The following is a 21,051-nucleotide window of genomic DNA, read 5'->3' on the forward strand; positions in this document are numbered from 1 at the left end:
TGTCTTTTCGTTGATTCCCTCGTAAGTGACAGATGTTCCCATCAGATAAAAAATATGGGAAAGCAGGATGACAAGGGCGATCAAGGCGACAAAAATTACTACCGGATGCGGAACTTTATTCCCCACCCTTTCAATTCCATCGAGCAGTCGTTGCATGAACGGTTTGCTCTCCTCGGGCGCATGGCCCATGGTTGCTGCACGTTGCATAAAAACTCCTCCTTTTTAAGTCTAGAACTCCCAGCCTGGACCGAGGATGAACCGGAGATCCCCCTTCTGGCTACTGGGAGCTGGTTGACTATCATACCAATATTCTACTTCAAAATTCACGAAAAGTCCTTTCGCAATTTTGCGGTTCCCCTCCAACCGTATCCAATTCGCCAGCCTTCCCGGTTCACTCAGAAATAGATTCGCAACCTCCCCCAAAAGGCCCCGACTACATCGGTGCCTGGTGCATCTGAGGGATCGAAAATCGCTTGTGCGCCCACCGAAAACTGAGAGAACCGGGTCAACTGTAGCCGGTAAAAAGTTTCACACACCTTCTCCTGCCTCAATTCACTATTGCTGGGAAAGGCCCACGAAAACGCCGCACCTACCGTGTCATTTGCCTCGCGGCCTGCCAAACCGAGCCGGAAGCCGACCCCACCTTGGATGTAGTTACGAATGCCCAAATCGGCTTTCCCTGCATATCCCCATCGTGCGAAAGCCTCAACCACATCATTAAATTGTTGGTCCGCAATGGCGGTCACCCCCCAGTCCGCAGGTTGGCCTAAACTTTCCCGCTCTCCGGCATGCCAGCCAGAAAATGTGTATCGTCCCTCTCCGAGGCCCTCGAATTTCGGAGTCCATCCCAATTCCCCGTAGGAAAAGAAGGTCCATTCATCAACGAGCGAATCGATGTTGACTCTGGTGGTCGAGCTGAAGGCGTTGGCAGCCCCCGCTGTGATATAGAAATCCTGATCATTCGGCTTGAAGGATATGCCGGCGGCCGGACCGTGCCCCGGAGCGGCGACAGTCGGGTTTGCGGCAAACATCCGATTCACGAATGAGTTGTTTGCACTCTGCATCCAGGTGGAGCCAAAATAAGCCGTGGAATCCGCGCGACCGAACATGAATCGAAACTGGCCGTCCCAGAGTCGCTGTTCCCAGTGGAGGTCACGAAGCGCTAAACCGCGGTCATTGAAAGTGTTGGCGGTGGCTACCAGCGTGGCGATCTGGGACCCAAGTGAGTTGGGAGTCCGTTCACCGATTTTGAAACGTTCCTCGAGATCGAATATGACCCGGCCTGTGTTCTCTGTGTCCTTACCTACAAGTGTCCAGGATCCCATCAGGTCGAAATCGCCCGCCCCACCGAACTGATCCCATGGTCCTCCGCTCAGACCTTGGAAGAGCATGGTATAGGCGGTGCCAATCCGTAGGCCAAGCGCATTGTACAGGTCGTCCAGGCGGTCGTACGTATAATCAAACGGCCTGGAGACTCCAGGAATTTCGAAATAACCTTTGCGCATCGTGCTGACATCCTCGATTTCGGCCTCGATGGCGGTGGGGGTCAGTCCCGGAGTCCAACCCACATGATCCACGTCTGGCCCCAGGATATAAAAAGGATGATCTTCATCGGCTGCTAACGCAGCCTGACTCAGAGTCATAGCTGCCCAGACCGGTGCGCCCACCAGCAAGAATGACTTTAAAGAGGATTTAGTTCGAACCGAAAATAACAAGACGCTCCGTTGGAGGATATGATCGCCAGGCAAAGGATTTAATCTGCAAAGCGAAAGCTTTGATCTTAATGATGATATCATAGTTATGTGTTTTCAATTTATTCCGCACTTAGCCGCCCGGCGTGCATCCACATTTACGAAACCACATACGTCCTTGTGAGGAGTCTAACGTCGACAAAATCATCAATGAATAGGGTGTCCACCTACTTTCCCACTTGGCAGACGCTGACATTTCCCTTCATCGCACTTGCGGTGGAAGCAACTGCGGAAACGCAATCCCTTCAGCTTTCAACCTGATATTCACCCGCCGATTAAGTTCCCTGCCCACGAGCAGTTGCTGCGATGGCAAAGTTTTGATGCGTGCTTTAAGAATCACGCCCCGATCCCCGAGACAATCGACACCCATCATCTCAATCCTGGAGAGTATCAGCGAGTGATACTTCTCATCGCCATAAATCTCATCACCGACACCCTCGATAATCGCAAGCGCGCGGTCCGCATCTGCTCCGTGCGCCACCGTTGTTTCGAAAACATAATAGGAATATTCGCGAGTGAGGTTCGACAACGTGGTGATCGACCCATTGGAGATCACGTGTACCGCCCCGTTTTCCCCGCGCAACACTGTCGTTCGAAGATCAATCTCCTCGACCACGCCGGTTATCTCATTGATCACCACCAAATCACCAATGCGGATCTGATCTTCGAGCAGTAGAAAGAATCCTCCCAGCCAATCCTTGATTAGAGTCTGCGCTCCCAACCCCACCGCGATGCCTGCGATGCCCAATCCGGCCAGCAGTGGCTCGACATGGTAATTAAACTCCTTGAGAGCGGCTACCACTGCCAATGTCCAGACTACCATGTTTATGGCCTTGCGGAGGGCGGAACTCAGCGTCTTGGCGCGCTTTTCCAAGTCGAGAGTGACGCCTTCGCGCCGCCGATCCAGAATGCGGACGATGGAACGACGTAAGCGCGGCAGGAGCCACTTGGTAAAGCGGGTGAGCAGCCAGGCGATAACCAACACCAGCACGACGCGCCCAACCTGCCCAACCCAACCCCGCCATGCCTCGGGATCCTTCACCTCCTCCAAGACTTGTTCCGGCGTCGGCATTGTCTGAACAATTCGCTAAATAGATATGTGGTTCAAAGATACGCCAGCATGTGTCCAAGGCAACCATACCCGCGCTAAATTTATGACTTTGTACAGATCAATGGAGGCATCGAAGAAGCAAGTTACGCGGAACCCGCCACCACGTAAACTTGCGGTGCAAGAAACATCGGCTCAGTTCAAATGGAACAGCCTCCCCCTTCCTACAGTCGATCAACAAAACAATCAAACCCGCTGACACGCACAGCGGACTCCGGTAGTTGCAACGTCGCCAATCGCGTTAACACAGCCTGATGGGTCATTGCTCACCAAGGCAAACTTTCGCAACGCATTCAAAGCGCAACAGTTTCTCACCGAGCCGTGCGTGTCAGATTGATTGCGGTGATCTAAGCTGGAACTTCGGCCAGTGTGTTCTGGAGTCTCTCCACTTCCTCGTGTGACAGAGATGTTTGCAGGATCTTGCCACCTGTGCCTTTGAGCTCTTCCAACACTCGATCCGGGGTTGCTTTTCTGACAAGCACGAAGAGAGCGGAACTCTGGGGTTTCATTGTGGAAGCCAGTTCCTTCATGAATTTGTCGTTGATGCCTAGATCAGTGAGTGCGCCTGACATCGCCCCGGCTGTAGCACCAATCGCCATGCCCACGAAGGGAACCATGAAGATCAGGCCGATCAGTGCCCCCCAAAATCCGCCGCCCGCCGCTCCTGCGGCTGTCAGATTGACCGTCTGGTGGAGCTTGACCTTGCCTTTGGCATCCTTGACTGCGACGACGGCGTCTTCGAGATCAATCAAGTATTGGCTTTCCATTTTTTGAAGTTTCAAACGGATTTCTTCCGCCTTGAAGGGATCATCATAACCTACAACTACCAATGTGTTCATAAGTTTCCTTTCCTTGGGTCCACGCTAGTTGTCTGGCAGTCCTTGGGTGTGCCTGTGAACGCAGGGTACGAAATCGGCACGTTCCAATTGTAGAAGACATACCTTGGACTGTAATTGGGGTGTTCACTGTAGTGCGGAAGCTGGTAATGAACGTTTTCAATTGTTTGAAGTGGATCGTCGATCCACAACTTTATCTCTTTTGCGTGAATTTTGTTTCGAACTCAGATACAACCTTTCTTATGCTTATTGGTTACGTTAGTGATGAGAACTATTGCGCGCTGAATGATGTAGCCGTCGAATTTGAACGTGACGGCAGGACTGTTGCGGTAATCCGTTCCTCGCCTTCGGGAGCCGTTAACGGAGATATCTCTGAAGGCCAATACCGAATTATTCTCGTCAAAAATGGATATGGTTCCAAACACGTCATGGCTCAAGTTGGCGCAAATGATCCACTTCAGTTGCGCCTCCTCTCGAATTCCTTGTATGGCTACGCGTGGCCGAAGTGGGTCAAATCCGGGCAGAAAGGTGAATTACGTATCCACTCTCCTGAGCCATATTACCTGACCCTTTGGCGTTATGGTCTAAAGAAGGAATTGGTCCAACGGATCGGCTGGTTCGATGAACATGGACCCTGCCCCAACCTACAACGCCTTCCAGATGGTGACTTCTCTCAAACGGGCGTTGGCTGGAATCGTTATGGTTTCAGTAAAAAGTATAAATCGAATGGCGAATGCAAAAAGCATGGCGCAAATACCCTCCAGTGCACTCCTGAATGTTTTTATCAGTCACAGATGGCGCCCGAACAAACAGGTTTGTATTATTTCCACGCCGAAACGCCGTCGGGGAAATTCCTCAGCTTTCCATGGGTTGTCGCACCTGCCAGCCCGCAAGCTCCGATTGCCGTCATCGCCTCCACCAACACGTGGAATGCCTACAATAACTTTGGAGGACGCAGCAACTACATCAACCCCACCAAACTGCCCCCTCGGCCCACGATTAATTCACGCCTGGATTTGAGTCGATACGTTGGCGAGTCCAACATTTGGAGTTCCAGAAACTCCGAATATTCTCCGCTCTCGTTTGATCGTCCTGAACCCTTTAACCAAATCCCGAGAGATGTCGAGGCAACTGATCCGATTCGCGGCAGACAGCCCTGCCACCTGGCCGAAGCCGAATGGCGTTTGCTCGCCTGGCTGGAACGCGAGGGTTTTACCTACGACTTTTACTCAGATTACCAACTGCACTCAGGTCTGCTGGATCTGGATGCCTATAAGGCCCTCATCATCAGTACGCATCCTGAATACTGGTCAAAGGATGCTTTTTTGCGGGTCAGGAAATGGGTTTTTGAAAAGGGTGGCAAACTGATGTATCTGGGCGGTAATGGTATTGATTGCGAAGTCGAGCTGCCCAACGAAGCCACGATGAAGTGCAATACCTGGCTGCCTAATCCCAATGGAGTGCTGCAATTTATTGAGCCCGTTGAAGGCAAAAGATACGATTGCCGCTTCCATTTTACCGTCGGCTCTCCGGCAGAATTGCTGGGAGTTGTCTTTACTGAAACCGGCGTGGCGACTTCGGCTCCCTACAAGGTAATCGATGCTTCACATTGGATATTCAGAAACACTGGATTGAAGAACGGTGACATCTTCGGCACGGAAAGCCAGCACGAACGTTGCCCGGGAGGCGCTTCGGGACACGAAACGGATAAACGCACCCCTGCTTCTCCCAAAGGCTTGAGCCTGCTCGCACGCGGAATGAATATCAATGACGGCGGCGCAGAAATCATCTTGCATGAAACAAAAACCGGTGGGGCGGTCTTTTCGGTCGGCTCCATTACCTGGACCGCCAGCGTCATGGTCGACAAACCAGTTTCAAAGATCACACGTAACGTGCTGGAACGTTTCTTAAAGAAGGAAAAGAAAAGGAACCGCTCAAAAGTTTAGGCGGATAACGCCTCGCTCGTGTTGGATCTCTGAAATTTCAGCGCAAACCTGTTAATTTTAGGTGAGTCATAAAGAAGATGCGGGGCCAGACGATGAATCCAGAATGCAGTGCTGGGCGCGGGCGGTGTTCAGCAACGGTTTTTGCTTGGAAGACAAAATCGGTTTCATGGGAATTGCTGACATCTCGTCCATTTCCGCCAGCCAAGTCCTGATCCGGCTCTTCATGAACCAGCTTCCATTTTTTCCCCGCCCATGTAACTTCTGGTCTTTTACGCCTTTTATTATGAAACTTGCTGAACTTGCCTGGCCCGAGGTGGAACATTTGGATCGAGATATTATCGTCATTTATCCCATCGCCGCCCTGGAACAACACAGTCGTCATCTCCCTTTCTTTACCGATTCCATACTTTGCGATGGAGTGGCCTCCCGGCTTGAGGCTGCCTTGCCGAATGAAATCCTATTATTGCCCGTGCAATGGCTCGGAGCCTCAGCGCATCATCTGGGCATGCCAGGGAGCTTGACAGCCCAGTCGGACACCTATCTAAACATTCTTTGTGAACCATTGCGCTGCCTGCTGCAGCACGGCTTCCGTCGAGTGTTTATTCTTAACGGTCATGGTGGCAACATTGACGGTTTCCATCTGGCCCTGCGCCAACTGGCTCTGGAATTTCCGGACTCGGTGCTTGCAGGCGCCAGTTATTGGGATCTGGCAGATAAAGAGATTGCCGCCATCCTTCAAGGAGAGCGCAAGAATGTAGGTCACGCCTGCGAGTTTGAAACCTCCATGATGATGTATCTGCGTCCTGAGCTGGTTCGCACTTCGGAAATCGCTGACGACAAAGTTAAGAATACCTCAGAGGCTCTCAAGGGTATTTATATTCCCCTGGATTTCAAAAGGCACACTCGCCACGGCGGTTCGGGTCAGGCCACCCTCGCCACTGCAGCCAAAGGAAAACAATTCATGGACGCAATTGTTCCCAAGTCAGTGGAGATTATAAAGGCAATCAAAGCCAGACCCATCGTCTAGATGTCGCAACGTGGTCGAGTTGGTTCAAGCAACCAATATAAGTGATGGGTTGCATTCAGCTGACGATTGGGTCGAAGCCATTGCTGTTCACATTCCAGCTACAGCGTTACTCTGGATTGACAAGTCTTGGGCACGAATCATTCATCAGCATTACAGTCCTCACTGGTCATGGTGATGGACATGCTCACTGGAGGTAGCCGCCACTGGCAGTGTAGCTTCAGGATGGGCTTGCAGGTAAGCCTCGACGTCTTTGGTTACGACCAACTGCCCCCACATCACCTGGTAATGGCCAGGGAAAGTGCAGACGTATTCGTGGTCGCCCTCAATGACTGGAGCTGTGAGCTTTAGCGTCGCTTTCTGACCTGACTCAAGCAGCTTGGTGGCGGCGAGGATGTCAGCAGTTTTAGGAATATAGGCACGACCTTCGCCATCCAGTTCATCAGGTTTCATGGTGGCAGCCGCATTCCCAACTTTTTCGCGGGTGCCGGGTTTTACAATGACGAAGTTGTGCGGCATGAAATCTCCGTTCTCAAAGATGATTTCGAATGGCTTGCCAGCTTCCACGACAAGCCGGGGTGAATCATAACGCATCTGTTCGCGGACAGTGCGGATGACGAAGACGGATACCCGCAATTCTCGCAAGTCCTTGCGCAATTCCGCGGCCTTTTCCGCCGGAAGCAAGCCGGCAAGGTCGCTGGCGAGCTGGACAGTTTGAACATAATCTTGTGAGGTGCGATCGCCGGCGGAAACGGTTTTAGCCCAGGCCACTAGTGCCGTTGCCGCAGAACCAGCCTGCGGCTTGGGCCACGAGGCACGCGGAAGCGCGCGCATGCCCTCGGCAACGGCGGGCACCTGTTCGCCCCTGTCGATCATACCTGCCAGTGCAGTAAAGACAGCTTCCGGTTCAAAATTCATGCTGACACTGGCACGAACGGCGGCACGGCGGATCGAACCAATTGGATCGCCACCGATGGCTATACGGGCGCTCCCGATCGGCGCAGGATTTTCCATCTTTTTGAAAACCTCCCTACGGTCACCACCCAACACGGTTAGGGTGAAGCCTTCCAGACGATTTCCAAACTCGCCTTCGGTTCGATTCCACACCACGATCGAATCGATGTGCTGACTGGAACCCAGGTCTACTTCCCACCATGGATGATCTTCGTTCTCCTTCGAATGGGTTTGGGTGCCGCTGCCGAAATCACCATCAGTGCGGCCATCAATCGCTCTTGCAGCCTCGCCTCCGTTCGTTGTGCTGGATTGTTTTGCCTTGCCTTGAAGCGCGACGTTTTTTCCGTCACTAAAGACCTGTACCTCGGCAAGGGTGAGTGTCCCCCGACGGGGAAGTTCGATGCGCACAAAGCGACCGGAAAAGTTTTGGCTGTCTTTGGCGAGAGTTTGCAGGTCCGCGGGCAGTTCGGTAAGGAGCGGCTTCACTTTGCCATAGGCCTTGGCCCGGAAGTCGGAATCATTCAGGAGTGGAATTCCGTTGAGTAAGTCAACCAGCGCTGCTGGAGACTTTGAAGCCGCGCTCCAGACGGTATCGAACGAATTGTCAGCAAGGGCCAGCCCGGCCCAGGCAGCCTGGCGCACCTCCATGGAGCTCTTTGCGGAAGTGAGTTTGGTCAGATGCGCGCGCTCCGCCTTCAATTCATCCGGTAGCTGCCAGGGGAGCAGACGGGCAAAACCAGCGGCTGCGGGCGAGTCGGTTTCATTGGCAGAATCAATAGCTCCAAGCAATACAGAGACGCGAGTGGTTTGGCGCGCCTTGGCGATTTCAGTCAGTGCCGCGAGGCGGTCCGGGTCGGCAGCATCCGGCCGCGCAAAGAGGGCTTCCAGAACGCCGCGTGTGCGCGGCAGCTTCATTAACTCGGGAGTGTTGATGCTACGAAGCAGGTATTTGAGGCCGTCTGGGTTATCGGCAGCCAAAGGCTGGCCGGCAGCGATGGCTTTGTGCCAAACAGGATCGAGCTGCCGAAGCGTTTCGTGGAGCGTATAATCGAGATAATAATCTGTCGGGTGTTTAAGCGCGGTGAGGGCCACATCGACGCTTTCGGCAGTTTGAAAGAAACTTGCGGCACGTACAGCTTCAAGGCGCACGCGCGGGTTCTCGTCGTCAGCCAGGGATTTGAACAGGGTAATTGCCTCTGGCACACGATCACGCCAGTAGCAAAGAACCCGGCCAGCGGCGGCACGAGCACGGGGTTCTGGCGAATGGAGCATGCGTTTGAGGAGATCGGCGTCCACGCTGTTGTGCCATTGATGGACCCATAATGCTTCCATTATATGATGTTCGTAAGCCGGGTCGTTTTTATCAAGCTTCGTGACCCACTTCTTCACTGCGGCGATGACTTCTTTCGTATTGCGTTTGCCGAGTTCCACCTTCGCGAGTTCACGGGTGCGGTTTTCCGGTTCCTTCAACAATTCAAGTAATGCCGGAATCGGCTGGCCATCAATCTTGGCCGGTTTTAGCAAGGGCCGGCCTTCATACGTGATACGGTAAATGCGACCATGTTCGTGGTCCCGGTTCGGATCGCGAAGATGATGCTGCATGTGTCCGATCAGGGGCTTTTGCCAGTCGCAGAAGTAGATGGCGCCATCGGGTCCAATGCTCACCGCGGATGGTCGAAAATTCGGATCGCTCGAACTGATGAGATTTTCCTGTGTTTCGCCTTTCAGCCCTGAACCCTCTTCAGTGACTTTCACAAGGTAAATGCCCTGGAAGCCAATGACATTAAGGTTCATAAAATTCCCCTGGAACTCCTCCGGGAAGTGACGGCTGTTTATTATTCCCGTGCCGGGACAAGGGCGTGATGGACGGTTCCAAAACTCCTTCATGCTGGAATGCTTGGCGGGATAATCGATGTGGCCACTGAATGCAGGACCGAAATAAGTGTTATTTCCGGTGGCATCAGTGATTAGATCATTGCCCCAATAATCAAAAACCCGGCCATGCGGATTCGCAAAACCATACGAAACATAAGTTTCGAACCTGCCGGTGCGAGGCTCGTAACGATAAATCGCGGCGTCATTATTACGGACAGGGCCTTTGGCGGTTTCCACCTGCGAGCGATGAAACACGCCGTCACTCAAATAAATCGAACCGCCGGGATCAAGACAGATGGCGTTCGCGGTATGGTGAGAATCGGCTGAATCCATGCCCATAAGCACGCGTTCCTTCCAATCGGCTTTTCCATCACCGTTCCTATCACGCACGAACCACAGATCGGGCGCCTGCATGAGCAGCACGCCGTCCTTGTAAAACTGGAAGCCCGTGGGAGCGTTCAAGTCACCAATGAACTCAGTGCATTTGTCCGCCTTGCCGTCGCCATTGGTATCTTCCAGGATGATGAGGCTATCCCCCACTTTGCTGTCAGGCGTGCGCTCGGGATAGTTCCTCCAGGCAGCAACCCAGAGACGGCCCTTGGTATCCCAGGCCATTTGCACAGGGTTGGCGAGTTCGGGAAACTGTTCCTCACTCGCAAACAGGTTCACCTTCATACCGGAATGGACGGTCATTTTCGCGATGGCAGCTTCGCCACCGAGGAAGGGATAAGATTCATCCGGATTCGACCCTGGACGATTGGAACGGACTTTTTCGACGGGTGGCAGATTGGAATCATCCACGACAAGATCGCCTCCCTTGGCGACCGCCCAGACCCGTTTATCACGATTGGCCGTGAGGACATCACGTTGTGACATTTCTTCCTGCATGACCCGATAATTGGAGATATAAGGTGCTGAAGCATTGCGATCGGAAATAAACCCGCCCTTTCCGGGCTCATAGGCAAGGGCCGACCGTCCTCCATAGACATTGTAACCATCCACGGTGCGGTAACGTGCATGCCATTCAGCATTCTTCTCGTTCACCGCCAAACGCAGTCTCTCAAAGTTTCCGGTGCGCAGTTCAATACTGGTTGCAGGAATTTTCTCCCCGAAAAGCCCTTGAAACATCGCATCGGCAAGTAGCTTGTCGCCTGCTTCGCTGAGATGGAAGCCATCGACTGTGAGGGATTGTTTTCGTTGGCCGACCTCAGCGTAGAGATGTTGGGATGGGCCAAAAAGATCGATGAACTGAACGCCATTGGCTCGTGCCACTTCCGCCATGGCTGCTGTGTATTCCTGGAGGTTTGCATTGTTTTGAATTGGATCCGGCAAATTGGAATCTTGATGCTTTTCACAGGCGATGGGCGAAAACAACACGATGCGCGGATGCCCTTTGCCGGAATAGTCGTTCGCCAGGGTGTCTTTCAGGAACTTGTCCAGGTCGGCCTTGAACTTCCCAACACCATCATGGCCTTTGAAAGACTCATTAAAGCCGAAAAAGGCGAGGATCACGTCAGCCTTTGTCTTTTTGAGCCATTCGTCAGGGGAACCAAAATTTTCCGAACGGTTACGAACGGAAATCTCGTCTCCTGCGACCGCCAGATTGCGAAAGACAAGATCGTGCTGCGGATACTTTGAGTAGATCAGGGTTTCAAGCCAGCCGGAATGCTGAAAACGATCCGCCAAACCATTGCCAATGATGGCAATATGATCACCTTTCTTGAGTTCCAGTTTTGATGACGGTTGCGCCTGGGTGAATGAAGCGCAGAAAGCAATCAGCAGAATGGTTAAAGTTTTAAGCTTCATCTTGAGATGCGAGTTTGTGAAATTGGGTGCATTAGGTCTAGTGCACGGGTTCGTTTATGGGAACTCATGCTTACATTTGAACAAGTAACATTTTAAAATAAGGATGCCGATACGGAACGATTCGTCACGGACTCGAGTTACAGTGCCAGGCACAACCTTCTTCATTATATAAAAAATGTTCCGGAACTTACTTGAGTAATTCAGTCGAAATAACAGTGCTTTGTAAAGGAAAATGAAAAGTCCGTGCTAAATCCGGAGCCGCCGATCGATAATACTGTTTCACGCTGTTCATTTAATGGGCATGGTACGAGTCTTCAGGGAACGCTGCTTAAGACTTCCCAGAAGGTAATTCTATTCAATTTCAGCCGTGGCAGCTTACCGGTTGCCAACTTGATTGTTACGTTATTTCAATATTCCACTGGCATCAGTTAGGCTGGCTGGAAATAGCTTGCTCCCATCAAAAAAGGCTTGGACTGGTGATCATTTCTCCTTGATTCGCCAATAAAGTTAAGCACCTTTGTTGCAAGAAGACAAACGCATGAAGCTCAGTCCAGTAGTAACGTTGATAAAACAGAACTTTTGATCATGTCCTCGTTCAAACAACTGAAGCAGGCTGAAAAGGCCGTCCTCCAACAACAAGAGGTGGTGTTGGAACTGAATGCGCTCGGCCGCCAGGTTGAGCGCTGTACGGAAACGATCAATGCTCTGCAGGCCGAACTGGCCGCAGTCAATGCAAAGTATCCGGCCACGCGAACCACGGGTGAGGACATCGCGTTTCTTACCGACTTGCTCAAATGCGCGAATAAGAAACTGGCTTGGGAAAAACAGATCGCGAGTTTGCAAAAGCGCACACCTGCCATCATGGAAAAAATGTCTGCTCTTCTCAACGACTCGAAGGCTCCTCCCACCGAACAAACACGCGTGGAGATGCTCCAGGCATTGCAGACTGTTCAGGCTGCGATGGATCGCCTCCAAAATCTAAACCTGAGCTGATTCTGTCCGCAACCCCATTGTCAGCGGCAGGAAGGTGGAAGGGAATATTTGCTGGCTGTCTGATTGGCTTAAATCCCCATTTGTGAATAGGATGAACCCGGTCCAGTTTATTTCATGAGTGCAAAACTGACTTTCTCTTTAACCGTGATCACGGCGGTCGTTTTCCTTGTTGGCTGTCAATCCATTCCGCCCGGTGCGGAACGCGGTCCCGACGGCACCATGGCTTATGATGTATTGGTCGATGCTTCCGCGCCGGGCGCGAGAATCAGGGCAAATGGTACTGACCTGGGCAATACGCCTGTGCATTTAAAAATATTCGGAGATCCGGACGGAACCTTTCACGACTTTGGTTCCTATTACTACGTGGTCGAGGCATTGCCTCTCACCACAAACCAGTTTCCACAATCACGGTATTTTCGCACAGGCCACTTGATGTCTCCAGAGGACCACATTCCACAGCAAATCTACTTTGACATGAACCAGAATACACCGGTTTACGGCTATCCCAATCCAGCGCCGCCGGTTTATTATGGCGCACCTCCGCCAACCTACTACGTTCCGCCACCCTACTACTATGGCCCCGGAGTTGGGGTCTATATCGGCCCGAGCTACCGCTATCACCGGCATTGGTAAGCTTTATTGCTTAAGCGAGCTGGAGGACAGCCTCTGGGGTGCTCATCCTTTTATATTGTAGAGGGCAACAGCAAGTTGATTTTCCTCTGCAAGACTGAAATTTGGATGCTGTTCCTGCTATACAGGCATCGTCAAGGAGACTAAGGGCAATGAGCCATCCAGTCTGTTTTGTTGATTCAGCATGTAGAGCAATATCCCGAAGGCGATGCACAAGGCTATTCCTACGCTGATAGCCACAGCAATCATTTTCGGATTTTGTCTGGATCGATGTGCTCCGGACCTGCGCTTCATTCGTTCGACTATTCATGAAAATACTGAGTTGGTCAACGCTTTCAGTGCCGGAACCCTGGCCCTTAATAACAACTTGAACATTTCATGATAAAAGTTGTCTGATTTCCAGAACCACCAGCATTTCACAGAGGCACGTCGTTCCAGCGTTGAATTAGGAAGTGAATAGATCCTTAATCTTATGAGCAGGATAACTGACAACTTCGAAGGATTTTTTATCTGGTCTGTTGTGCTCGGTTGCGTGGCACTGTTCTTTTACATCTGCTATCTCCAGCACCGAAAAATTCGAAGGCGGCGACGTTACTGGCGCCACATGGAACGCCGGTCGCGCGTTACGAATTTTCCAACGATGTCAGGCAATAATCAAATGCGATAGATTGGATGCCCGCAGTAATTTCTATAAAGCTGGGGTGAATACCCCATACCATCCAGCACCTGTTTTTGATTAATAATTATCTCGTAATGATGGTCAGTTAGGTTCGGCGGCCCTGAGTGGGGCCGCCATTTTATTTCCACTGATCGCAAGCAGTGCCGCGGAGTAACTCAACGTTTGCCCATCACACTTTAACCGTCTGCTTCCAGCGTTTCTATGGCACGCAAACGAATTGTATAAGCTCTGTTATCATTGAAGCGGATACAGATCCAACCGCCGGAAGAAGACCTCCGCACCCTCGGTTTGAAGCAGTATCTTACCCGCGTTAGGGATCGCGTTAGTTCCGGCCAAAGTCCTATGACCATTAACGCTAATCGCTACCGTGTTGCCGTCACAGATGACCTTGATTGTATTCCACTCGCCATGTGGCTTCTCGATTTCATGCGGGCCGCGGAAACCAAGTTCATCCTTCCATGGGTTTCGACCCGGCCTGTCAAAACGCTCAATCCTTGGTCCCTTCGTTACTCCATCCACCGTGAGGTAAGCGCCGCTCACCACCAAAATATCTCCTGTGCCGCCTTCAATCATCTGGCATTCAATCGACTTTGGCCACACCTGGTCCTTGCCCACCGCATGCACCAAAATGCCACTATCCCGCGCATTCTTTTGACGTGGTTCCCAGGCTTTTTCACCCCATTTAAATTCAGCAATCAGGCAGTAGTTCGAATAATCCTTCTTTGTGGCCAAATAACCAAAATCCTGGCCGCTGACACGCAACACCCCGTTGGTAATTGTGAAAACTCCATATGGATCGTTGGTTGTCCCCTGCCCCTTGAGGAATGAATAAAACGGCCCTAAATCCTTTCCATTCAGCAGGTGAACAACCTTGGTTTGTTCCTTGTGTGTCGTCGTTGAACACGCACTGGCCAGAAGCACAAAGATTAAAACGGACAAGTTTTTTAGATAACTATTGGGATTTTGCATGCAAATTGAATTAGAAGCCGCGAAAGTTATCCGGGCAAGCAAGAAAATGCAGGCAACCGCTTTCACTGTTCTTAATGTTTGTGAGCTTCCAGGAATTCATTTCCATTCTGGGCTTGAAGGAAAGCCAATAGATCCAGCAATTCCGATTTTGTAAGTGCAGTATCCAGGCCTTCCGGCATGATTGAAATTGTGCCGGCAGTTAAGGAACGAATTTCCTTGCGCGGAATTCTCAACTCGGTGTTCGCTGCCGTTTTTAGAATCACCACATCCGCAGTTTCGCCCGCTATGAGCCCGGTATAGGTCTCGTCTCTGGTTTCAATTCGAAAAGGCTCGTAACCGGGCACGAAGCTGGCGCTGGGGAATACAATCGCCTCAAGAATATCACGACCGGAGCGGATGGAACCGATCGAGGTCAGGTCAGGTGCGAGCGTTGCTCCTTCTTTGCCGATTGCATGACAAGTTGAGCAACTGGCCTTGGGACCAAAGAATATTCTCCGGCCGCGTCCCACATCGCCACCGCTGAGCAACGACTCCATTTCATTCAATCGCTGGATTCGCGCGACTTGCTGACCCTGGATGCGGGCCAGCAGGGGCTTGGCTGCCATTTGCACCCTTTTCGGAAAATGTTGTAAAAGCTGCTCCAGTTTTCCGCCACTAAGCAGATTAATATCCATCTTGGATTGAGTCAGTGATTCCACCAATGCCTGTCCCGTCCCATCGCTCCCTGCATTCCGAAATGCATCCAGCAATGGCGTCACGGTCAAGGCGTCTGCCTGCATCAATGGGCCATTCGCGACCCGGAGCAGATCTGCATCGCTCAGTCTGGCTTGTCTGAGGACATGTGCGGCTGAAACCCTTAGAGTTGCATCGATTCCCGGCTGGAATTGGGCCAGCAACAATTCCATGGCAGCTTCAGTCAGTTGTGGTTGGCGGTTTACGATAGTGGATAGTGTAGCCACTCGCAACGCGGTGGGTTCATTATTGGCAGCAACAATCTCTTTCAAGCTCGCATCCAGATCAGCAATGTTTCGACTACGCAGCAGCGTCACCACGCGGAGGCGCTCTCTGTCATCTTTCGCGTGAAGCAGTTTATCGAATTGCGCGATCCAGGGTGCTGGAAACGGTTGGATGGCGCAACGGTCCATCACGTCCAGCAGGAACAGCTTTCGATCAACGCTCAAGGCTTCATTTCCAAGCAATTCCGCCAACATCTTTTGCAAGTCCTTATTGCCGCTCAACGAGAGCAAGGCTTCCCGGACAGAATCAGCTTCATCGGCGGGCAATTTCTCTTCGCTGAGCCGGGACTGCAAGACGTTTACCACTTCGCCGGACCAGTCTGGGTGATGCGAAACAACCCACAGGGCTGCGCGCCACAGTTCCTTGTCCTTACTCTGGAGAAGAGGCGCCATTGTCCCCTGCTGTAGTGGACTTCCGTCCATTTGATCAAGCGCGATCAGCGCAGCTCTTTGTCGGCCGGAATTGGGAACCTTCAAAGCCTCCATCAGTTGCGCAGGCTCCTTCAGTTGGATGAGCGCGTAAATCACCGCGTGCTCCTCAAACCGATCACTCATCTTCGTCGCAGCTTCCAACAACGCCGGCACGCAGCCGGGATCACCCATTCGCCCCAGGGCAGTCGCAGTCTCCCGGCGAACTGCTGGATCTGCGGTTTTGACCAATTTTATCAGGGATCCTGCCGCAGCTTTGTCTTTCGCCAGTCCCAACGCTTTGATCGCGGCAATCTGAACTTCCAAATGACCATCATTAATTGCCTCCTGCAAGACTCCCTGCGCCTGGGGTGAACCAATCCGCATTAAAGCCCAAACCACAGCGCAATGCGCCTCAACTGATGGTGAACTTCCGCGTAATCGTGCCAATTCTATAACTGAATCTTCTCCGCGCTGCACGGCCATCTCCTGCGCCCGCTCACGCACTTTCGGGCGCGCATCCTCAAATAATCCCACTAATTCATGCGGACTCATTTTATCAAAATTCAACTTCAATCCTCGCGGATCAGCCACCTGCGCAACGTCATTCTTTCGAATGCGATATATTCCGCCGCGTTTTTCGGGCTTCGACACCCGTGACAATGGACATTGATCCACGTACCAACCCCCCGTATCCACCACCAGCAAGCTCCCATCAGCATCCTCCAGAATATCCGTGGGATGAAAATCCGGGTCGGTCGAGGTCAAAAAATCTTCATCTTCAGTGCGAAATGTCGCGCCGTCGCGGAACAGTCGATGCCGCTGAACGCGATGCGGATTGAACTGGGCGCTAAAAAGATTGCCCTGATACTCGCTGCCGAAACTGGTGCCCTCATACCTGGCCAGTCCTGCCGGCGCGATCCGCGCAAATTTTGTCATGGGCGGCATCAGGTCTCCCGTCAGTTTGAATTCTTTGACGCAATCATGATATTTCCGGTAAACCCCGCCTTCGATCCAGTGCATCAAAGCGTCACGTTGACCATTCATAGGATCGGTGAAATACGTCATCGTTCCGAACATTTCCCCGCTCGGTGCAAATACAAGCTCCACTGGATTATCAAAACCGCCGCCACAAAATGATTCCAGTTTGCTTCCGTCGGGTTGCAGTCGCCATATTCGCGAGGCCAATCCTTTCAACTCAGTCTCTTCTTTCGTTTTGATATCGAAGCCATGCCGTCCATCAGTGAGATACAACCAGCCGTCCGGACCGAAAAATGGCCCATGCAAACTGGCAGTCCCGCGCACGTTCCAACCCGTCAAAAGTACCGTTCGTTGCTCCGCCACTCCATCCCCATCCTTATCATCGAAGCGCAACAAATCTGGCGGTGATGCCACATATATGGAACCTCCATGACAGGCGATTCCCATCGGAATGCCGACCTTATCTGCATAAACCGTCACCCGGTCATACAAACCATTTCCCTTGGTGTCCTCCAACATCAAGATCCGACACTCTGGCTTTTGGGCCATGTCGAGCCCGTGGATATTCTTGCCGGAAGATTGCGTTATGAAAAGTCTGCCGCGATCATCAAATGCGCCAAACATCGCGTACGGCACCTGGTCCAGCCCGGCGGCCTGTTCCACACTAAAGCCCTTTGGCACGCGAATCACAAACTCACCGGTTGTTTTCAGCTCACCAGCGGCCAATTGATCGCTGGGCGCAGTGATGCACAACATAATTATCGCCGTGAAAACTTTGACTGCGCTTAGTCTCATGATTAATCGCACATTCGTTGTACAGCTATAAAATCGTTCCGGAGCCTCAATGCCGAAAAACGATTTCTCCCAAGCTTATTCAGACCACCATTTCTGCTTTGATATTCAATCCAATGGCTGAGGAATAGCCGCCCCGTCTTTCCGGGGGTCAGATGCGCCATAATTGACACCGGTCCCGAAATCTCTCATGACGGCCTGGCCACCTCCGACTGATTGCGTAAAATCACCGCGCAAATAGATATCATGTCCTTTGGCTGCGAGTTCTTCGCGCACTTCATGTGGAATGCGCCCTTCAAACTGCACATCGCAATTATCGAACGTTAGTTTCGTAAATCGCGGTGCTTCCAACGCCGCCTGCACGTTCATGTTATGGTCCACCACGTTTGATACAAATTGGGCATGCGCCTGCGATTGATTCCATCCCCCCATGATTCCGAAGGCAATCCGCACGTCACCCTTGGCCATCATGGCCGGAATGATGGTATGCAACGGTCTCTTGTGGCCTGCCAGCACATTCGGACTTCCGGGATCCAGGCTGAACAAGGCACCGCGATTGTGCAGCACAAACCCCGTTCCGTCCGCGACCAGTCCCGAGCCGAAAGAAGAGTAGTTGCTCTGAATGAACGACACCATGTTCCCCTCTGCATCCACCACGCATAAATACGTCGTGTCCTTGCCGGGCTCCAACGGCTTGCCTGCTTCAACCTCACAATTGGCATGCTCCTCATCGATTTGTACAGCCCTTTTCAACGCGTAACTTTTGGACAATAATTCCGTAGCCGGCACCTGGCTAAACTTGGGATCTGCCACGTACCGCAGCATATCTGCATACGCCAGTTTTTTCGCTTCAATCATCACATGCAAAGCCTTGGCGGAATTGTGTCCGTATTCCCACAACGGAAATTTTTCCATCACGTTCAACATTTCCAGGGCGGCGATACCCTGCCCGTTTGGCGGCATTTCATATACAGTCCAGCCACGATACGTCGTGGAGATCGGCTCAACCCATTCACTCGAATATTTCGCCAAGTCCTGCATTGTCATGGTTCCACCCATGCGTGCCGAGTACGCCACCAACCGTTTTGCTATCTCCCCCTCATAGAATGCCTTGCGACCGTGTGACGCCAACTGCTTCAATGACCATGCCAAATCCGGATTTCTAAAAACTTCACCCACCGCCAATGGATGATTATTTGGCAAATAGGTGTGCGTTGCATTTTTGTCGTTCCTCAATAACTCCTCGCTGTCCTTCCAATAGATGCTCACCATTTCGGTCACTGGATATCCATCCTCCGCATAGCTAATCGCCGGTTCCAACAACGTTGATAGCTTCTTTTTCCCAAATCGTTTCAGCATCTTTTCCCAGCCATCCACAACCCCTGGCACGGTCACGCAATCAATTCCAGTCTTCGGCATTTCTGTCGTGCCCCGCTTCTGCAATTCTTCCCGTGTCAACCGCGCCGGAGTCCACCCGCTCGCATTGATACCGTAAAGCTTCTTCGTCTTTGCCTCGTAAATGATCGCGAACATGTCGCCACCCATTCCATTCATCATCGGTGAAACTACCCCCATGACCGCATTCGCCGCGATCGCCGCATCGACTGCATTGCCACCCTTTGCCAAAATCGTTGCACCGGCCTGCGATGCCAAAGGCGATTCAGTCGCCACCACTCCACGCCGCGAGATCACCATCGACCTCGCCTGCGTCCGATCCTGCGCCAACAACATCCCTGGCCAGAGAACCACCAACAAAATTGTAAAGAACCACTGATCTTTCGCCCTCATTTAATCCCTTCCTTGTTTGAATGATCGTTCAAGAAATCAATCACCAGATTTGACATGACCTTTACCCCCACCGGTAGGCATTCTTCATCGATATCAAAACCTGGTGTGTGAATGTCGGCCGTAATTCCCTTGGCCTTGTTACCGGAGCCCAATCGATATAAAAATCCCGGAACAACTTCCTGATAACATGAGAAATCCTCCGCCCCCATCCGTGGCGTCACTTCCACCACATTAGTTGCTCCAACCACCCGTCGGATCGTCGGCAAGACTTCCACCACCAACGTCGGATCATTGTAAACGACGCTCGTGATTGGCTCGAATTTCACCTCATACGTCGCCCCATAGGCTTTCGTCACCCCGTCCAGCGTCTCGTTCACCAATGCCTCCACCTTCTTTCTCACCTCTGGGCTGAAAGTCCGCAACGTCCCTTCCATCTTCACTTCATCGGTCATGATGTTGCGCCGTGTCCCGCCATGAATTGTCCCAATGGTCAATATCACCGGATCGAAGGTGTCAACGCGCCGACTCTTGATGCTCTGCAGCGCGGTCACACACTGTGCCGCCACTACGATCGTATCAATGCCCCGGTCGGGATGCGCCGCATGCCCCATCTTGCCATGCAAAACAATATCCATGTTATCCGCTGAAGCCTGTGCTGCGCCTGAACAGAACCCAATCTGCCCCGCTTCCAATTCAGGCGACACATGCAACCCAAATATCGCCAGCGGCTTTGGATTCTCCAGTGCCCCCTGTTTGATCATCAATGCCGCGCCACCCTCCTCACCGGGCGGCGTCCCTTCTTCGGCTGGCTGAAAAATAAACTTCACCGAGCCCGGCAACTGGTCTTTCATCCGGCTTAAAACCTCCGCCACACCCAATTCAATTGTTGTATGCGCATCATGCCCACACGCATGTTTAACTCCCGGCACCAGCGATTTATAAGGCACCGCATTCGTCTCCGTAATTGGCAACGCATCCATGTCCGCCCGCACAGCTACCACTGGCCCCGGCTTTCCTCCCTTCAACAAACCCACTACTCCATGCCCTGCCACATTCGTCCTCACCTCATCAAATCCCAATGCCCGCAACCGCTCCGCCACTATCTGCGACGTCCTCACCTCACGATTCCCCAATTCGGGATGCATGTGGATATCCCGCCTTTGTTCCACTAACTTGGATTGCATTGCCGTCACCGCCCTCTCGATATTCGCCGTATTTCCCCCCAACGCTCCCGTTTGCGCCATCACAGTCGTCACCAGGCTCGCGCTCACCATGCCCGCATAGAAAATTGATTTCATCGGATACCCTCTATTCAAATCGAACTCGCCCCAATCCGCAATCGCTTTCGATGGTCCTCCCACCCCTTCGCCACGCGATCTGATGGAGCTGAGATCCCATTTCGATTCTGGATTTGGCATTCTGCATTCTGGTGTCGAGAAAATTTTACCTTCCGGACCCCGATTCACCCAGTAATTCAGAAATCGGCACAAATATT

General features: G+C 52.1%; 13 protein-coding genes. 4 read left to right on the forward strand and 9 right to left on the reverse strand.

The genetic code is table 11. The features are described from left to right. The 4 genes from CFLAV_RS21165 to CFLAV_RS21180 all read right to left on the reverse strand — a co-directional run. Nucleotides 1-207 (reverse strand): AbgT family transporter (locus tag CFLAV_RS21165; protein ID WP_007416875.1); only part of this gene is annotated, 207 nt, incomplete at its 3' end. A 188-nt stretch (nucleotides 208-395) separates the two neighbouring features. Further along, the gene (locus CFLAV_RS21170) at nucleotides 396-1,643 is read right to left on the reverse strand and encodes a carbohydrate porin (RefSeq protein ID WP_007416876.1); all 1,248 of its coding nucleotides are present in this window, start codon (nucleotides 1,641-1,643) and stop codon (nucleotides 396-398) included. A 310-nt stretch (nucleotides 1,644-1,953) separates the two neighbouring features. Further along, nucleotides 1,954-2,823 (reverse strand): mechanosensitive ion channel family protein, encoded by an 870-nt coding sequence (locus CFLAV_RS21175; protein WP_007416877.1) that lies wholly within the window; start codon nucleotides 2,821-2,823, stop codon nucleotides 1,954-1,956. 383 nt (nucleotides 2,824-3,206) lie between these two features. Further along, nucleotides 3,207-3,698: a DUF1269 domain-containing protein gene (locus CFLAV_RS21180; RefSeq protein ID WP_007416878.1), complete on the reverse strand. Its 492-nt coding sequence runs from the start codon at nucleotides 3,696-3,698 to the stop codon at nucleotides 3,207-3,209. A gap of 146 nt (nucleotides 3,699-3,844) precedes the next feature. Between CFLAV_RS21180 and CFLAV_RS21185 the strand changes: the two genes are divergently transcribed. Together CFLAV_RS21185 and CFLAV_RS21190 are read left to right on the forward strand one after the other, a co-directional pair. Further along, entirely contained in the window at nucleotides 3,845-5,641 is a 1,797-nt protein-coding gene (locus CFLAV_RS21185; RefSeq protein WP_007416879.1) for a N,N-dimethylformamidase beta subunit family domain-containing protein, read from the forward strand. A gap of 283 nt (nucleotides 5,642-5,924) precedes the next feature. Beyond that, nucleotides 5,925-6,668 carry a creatininase family protein gene (locus tag CFLAV_RS21190; protein WP_050785905.1) on the forward strand — a complete coding sequence of 248 codons (744 nt, stop codon included), beginning with the start codon at nucleotides 5,925-5,927 and terminating at the stop codon, nucleotides 6,666-6,668. A gap of 159 nt (nucleotides 6,669-6,827) precedes the next feature. On the opposite strand, the gene CFLAV_RS21195 is transcribed toward CFLAV_RS21190, so the two are convergent. After that, nucleotides 6,828-11,300, reverse strand: coding sequence for a PVC-type heme-binding CxxCH protein (locus tag CFLAV_RS21195; RefSeq protein WP_007416881.1), 4,473 nt, complete (start codon nucleotides 11,298-11,300; stop codon nucleotides 6,828-6,830). A gap of 585 nt (nucleotides 11,301-11,885) precedes the next feature. On the opposite strand from CFLAV_RS21195, the gene CFLAV_RS21205 reads away from it, so the two are divergent. Both CFLAV_RS21205 and CFLAV_RS35095 read left to right on the forward strand, forming a co-directional pair. Next, nucleotides 11,886-12,293, forward strand: a complete 408-nt coding sequence (locus CFLAV_RS21205; RefSeq protein WP_007416882.1) for a hypothetical protein — start codon at nucleotides 11,886-11,888, stop codon at nucleotides 12,291-12,293. A gap of 114 nt (nucleotides 12,294-12,407) precedes the next feature. Then, nucleotides 12,408-12,926 (forward strand): hypothetical protein, encoded by a 519-nt coding sequence (locus CFLAV_RS35095; RefSeq protein WP_007416883.1) that lies wholly within the window; start codon nucleotides 12,408-12,410, stop codon nucleotides 12,924-12,926. A 910-nt stretch (nucleotides 12,927-13,836) separates the two neighbouring features. Here CFLAV_RS35095 and CFLAV_RS21215 read toward each other — a convergent pair. The 4 genes from CFLAV_RS21215 to CFLAV_RS21230 form a co-directional block, all read right to left on the reverse strand. Further along, on the reverse strand, nucleotides 13,837-14,571 hold the full coding sequence (locus CFLAV_RS21215; protein WP_007416885.1) for a 3-keto-disaccharide hydrolase: 735 nt from the start codon (nucleotides 14,569-14,571) through the stop codon (nucleotides 13,837-13,839). A gap of 71 nt (nucleotides 14,572-14,642) precedes the next feature. Further along, a complete protein-coding gene (locus CFLAV_RS21220) occupies nucleotides 14,643-17,771 on the reverse strand; it encodes a PVC-type heme-binding CxxCH protein (protein WP_007416886.1) in 3,129 nt (1,042 codons plus the stop codon). A gap of 105 nt (nucleotides 17,772-17,876) precedes the next feature. Beyond that, nucleotides 17,877-19,556: a gamma-glutamyltransferase gene (gene ggt, locus CFLAV_RS21225; RefSeq protein ID WP_007416887.1), complete on the reverse strand. Its 1,680-nt coding sequence runs from the start codon at nucleotides 19,554-19,556 to the stop codon at nucleotides 17,877-17,879. Further along, nucleotides 19,553-20,974, reverse strand: a complete 1,422-nt coding sequence (locus CFLAV_RS21230) for a M20 metallopeptidase family protein (RefSeq protein WP_160164632.1) — start codon at nucleotides 20,972-20,974, stop codon at nucleotides 19,553-19,555. The genes ggt and CFLAV_RS21230 overlap by 4 nt, the downstream gene beginning before the upstream one ends. Nucleotides 20,975-21,051 lie beyond the last annotated feature (77 nt).

Origin of the sequence: Pedosphaera parvula Ellin514, from assembly GCF_000172555.1 — a bacterium.
In the GTDB taxonomy this organism is placed as follows: Bacteria; Verrucomicrobiota; Verrucomicrobiia; order Limisphaerales; family Pedosphaeraceae; genus Pedosphaera.

Bases quoted from the DNA above. Each gene is read 5' to 3' on its own strand.
- CFLAV_RS21170 (WP_007416876.1), bottom strand. From the start codon at position 1,643: ATGACTCTGAGTCAGGCTGCGTTAGCAGCCGATGAAGATCATCCTTTT.
- CFLAV_RS21175 (WP_007416877.1), bottom strand. From the start codon at position 2,823: ATGCCGACGCCGGAACAAGTCTTGGAGGAGGTGAAGGATCCCGAGGCA.
- CFLAV_RS21180 (WP_007416878.1), bottom strand. From the start codon at position 3,698: ATGAACACATTGGTAGTTGTAGGTTATGATGATCCCTTCAAGGCGGAA.
- CFLAV_RS21185 (WP_007416879.1), top strand. From the start codon at position 3,845: ATGAACGTTTTCAATTGTTTGAAGTGGATCGTCGATCCACAACTTTAT.
- CFLAV_RS21190 (WP_050785905.1), top strand. From the start codon at position 5,925: ATGAAACTTGCTGAACTTGCCTGGCCCGAGGTGGAACATTTGGATCGA.
- CFLAV_RS21195 (WP_007416881.1), bottom strand. From the start codon at position 11,300: ATGAAGCTTAAAACTTTAACCATTCTGCTGATTGCTTTCTGCGCTTCA.
- CFLAV_RS21205 (WP_007416882.1), top strand. From the start codon at position 11,886: ATGTCCTCGTTCAAACAACTGAAGCAGGCTGAAAAGGCCGTCCTCCAA.
- CFLAV_RS35095 (WP_007416883.1), top strand. From the start codon at position 12,408: ATGAGTGCAAAACTGACTTTCTCTTTAACCGTGATCACGGCGGTCGTT.
- CFLAV_RS21215 (WP_007416885.1), bottom strand. From the start codon at position 14,571: ATGCAAAATCCCAATAGTTATCTAAAAAACTTGTCCGTTTTAATCTTT.
- CFLAV_RS21220 (WP_007416886.1), bottom strand. From the start codon at position 17,771: ATGAGACTAAGCGCAGTCAAAGTTTTCACGGCGATAATTATGTTGTGC.
- ggt (WP_007416887.1), bottom strand. From the start codon at position 19,556: ATGAGGGCGAAAGATCAGTGGTTCTTTACAATTTTGTTGGTGGTTCTC.
- CFLAV_RS21230 (WP_160164632.1), bottom strand. From the start codon at position 20,974: ATGCCAAATCCAGAATCGAAATGGGATCTCAGCTCCATCAGATCGCGT.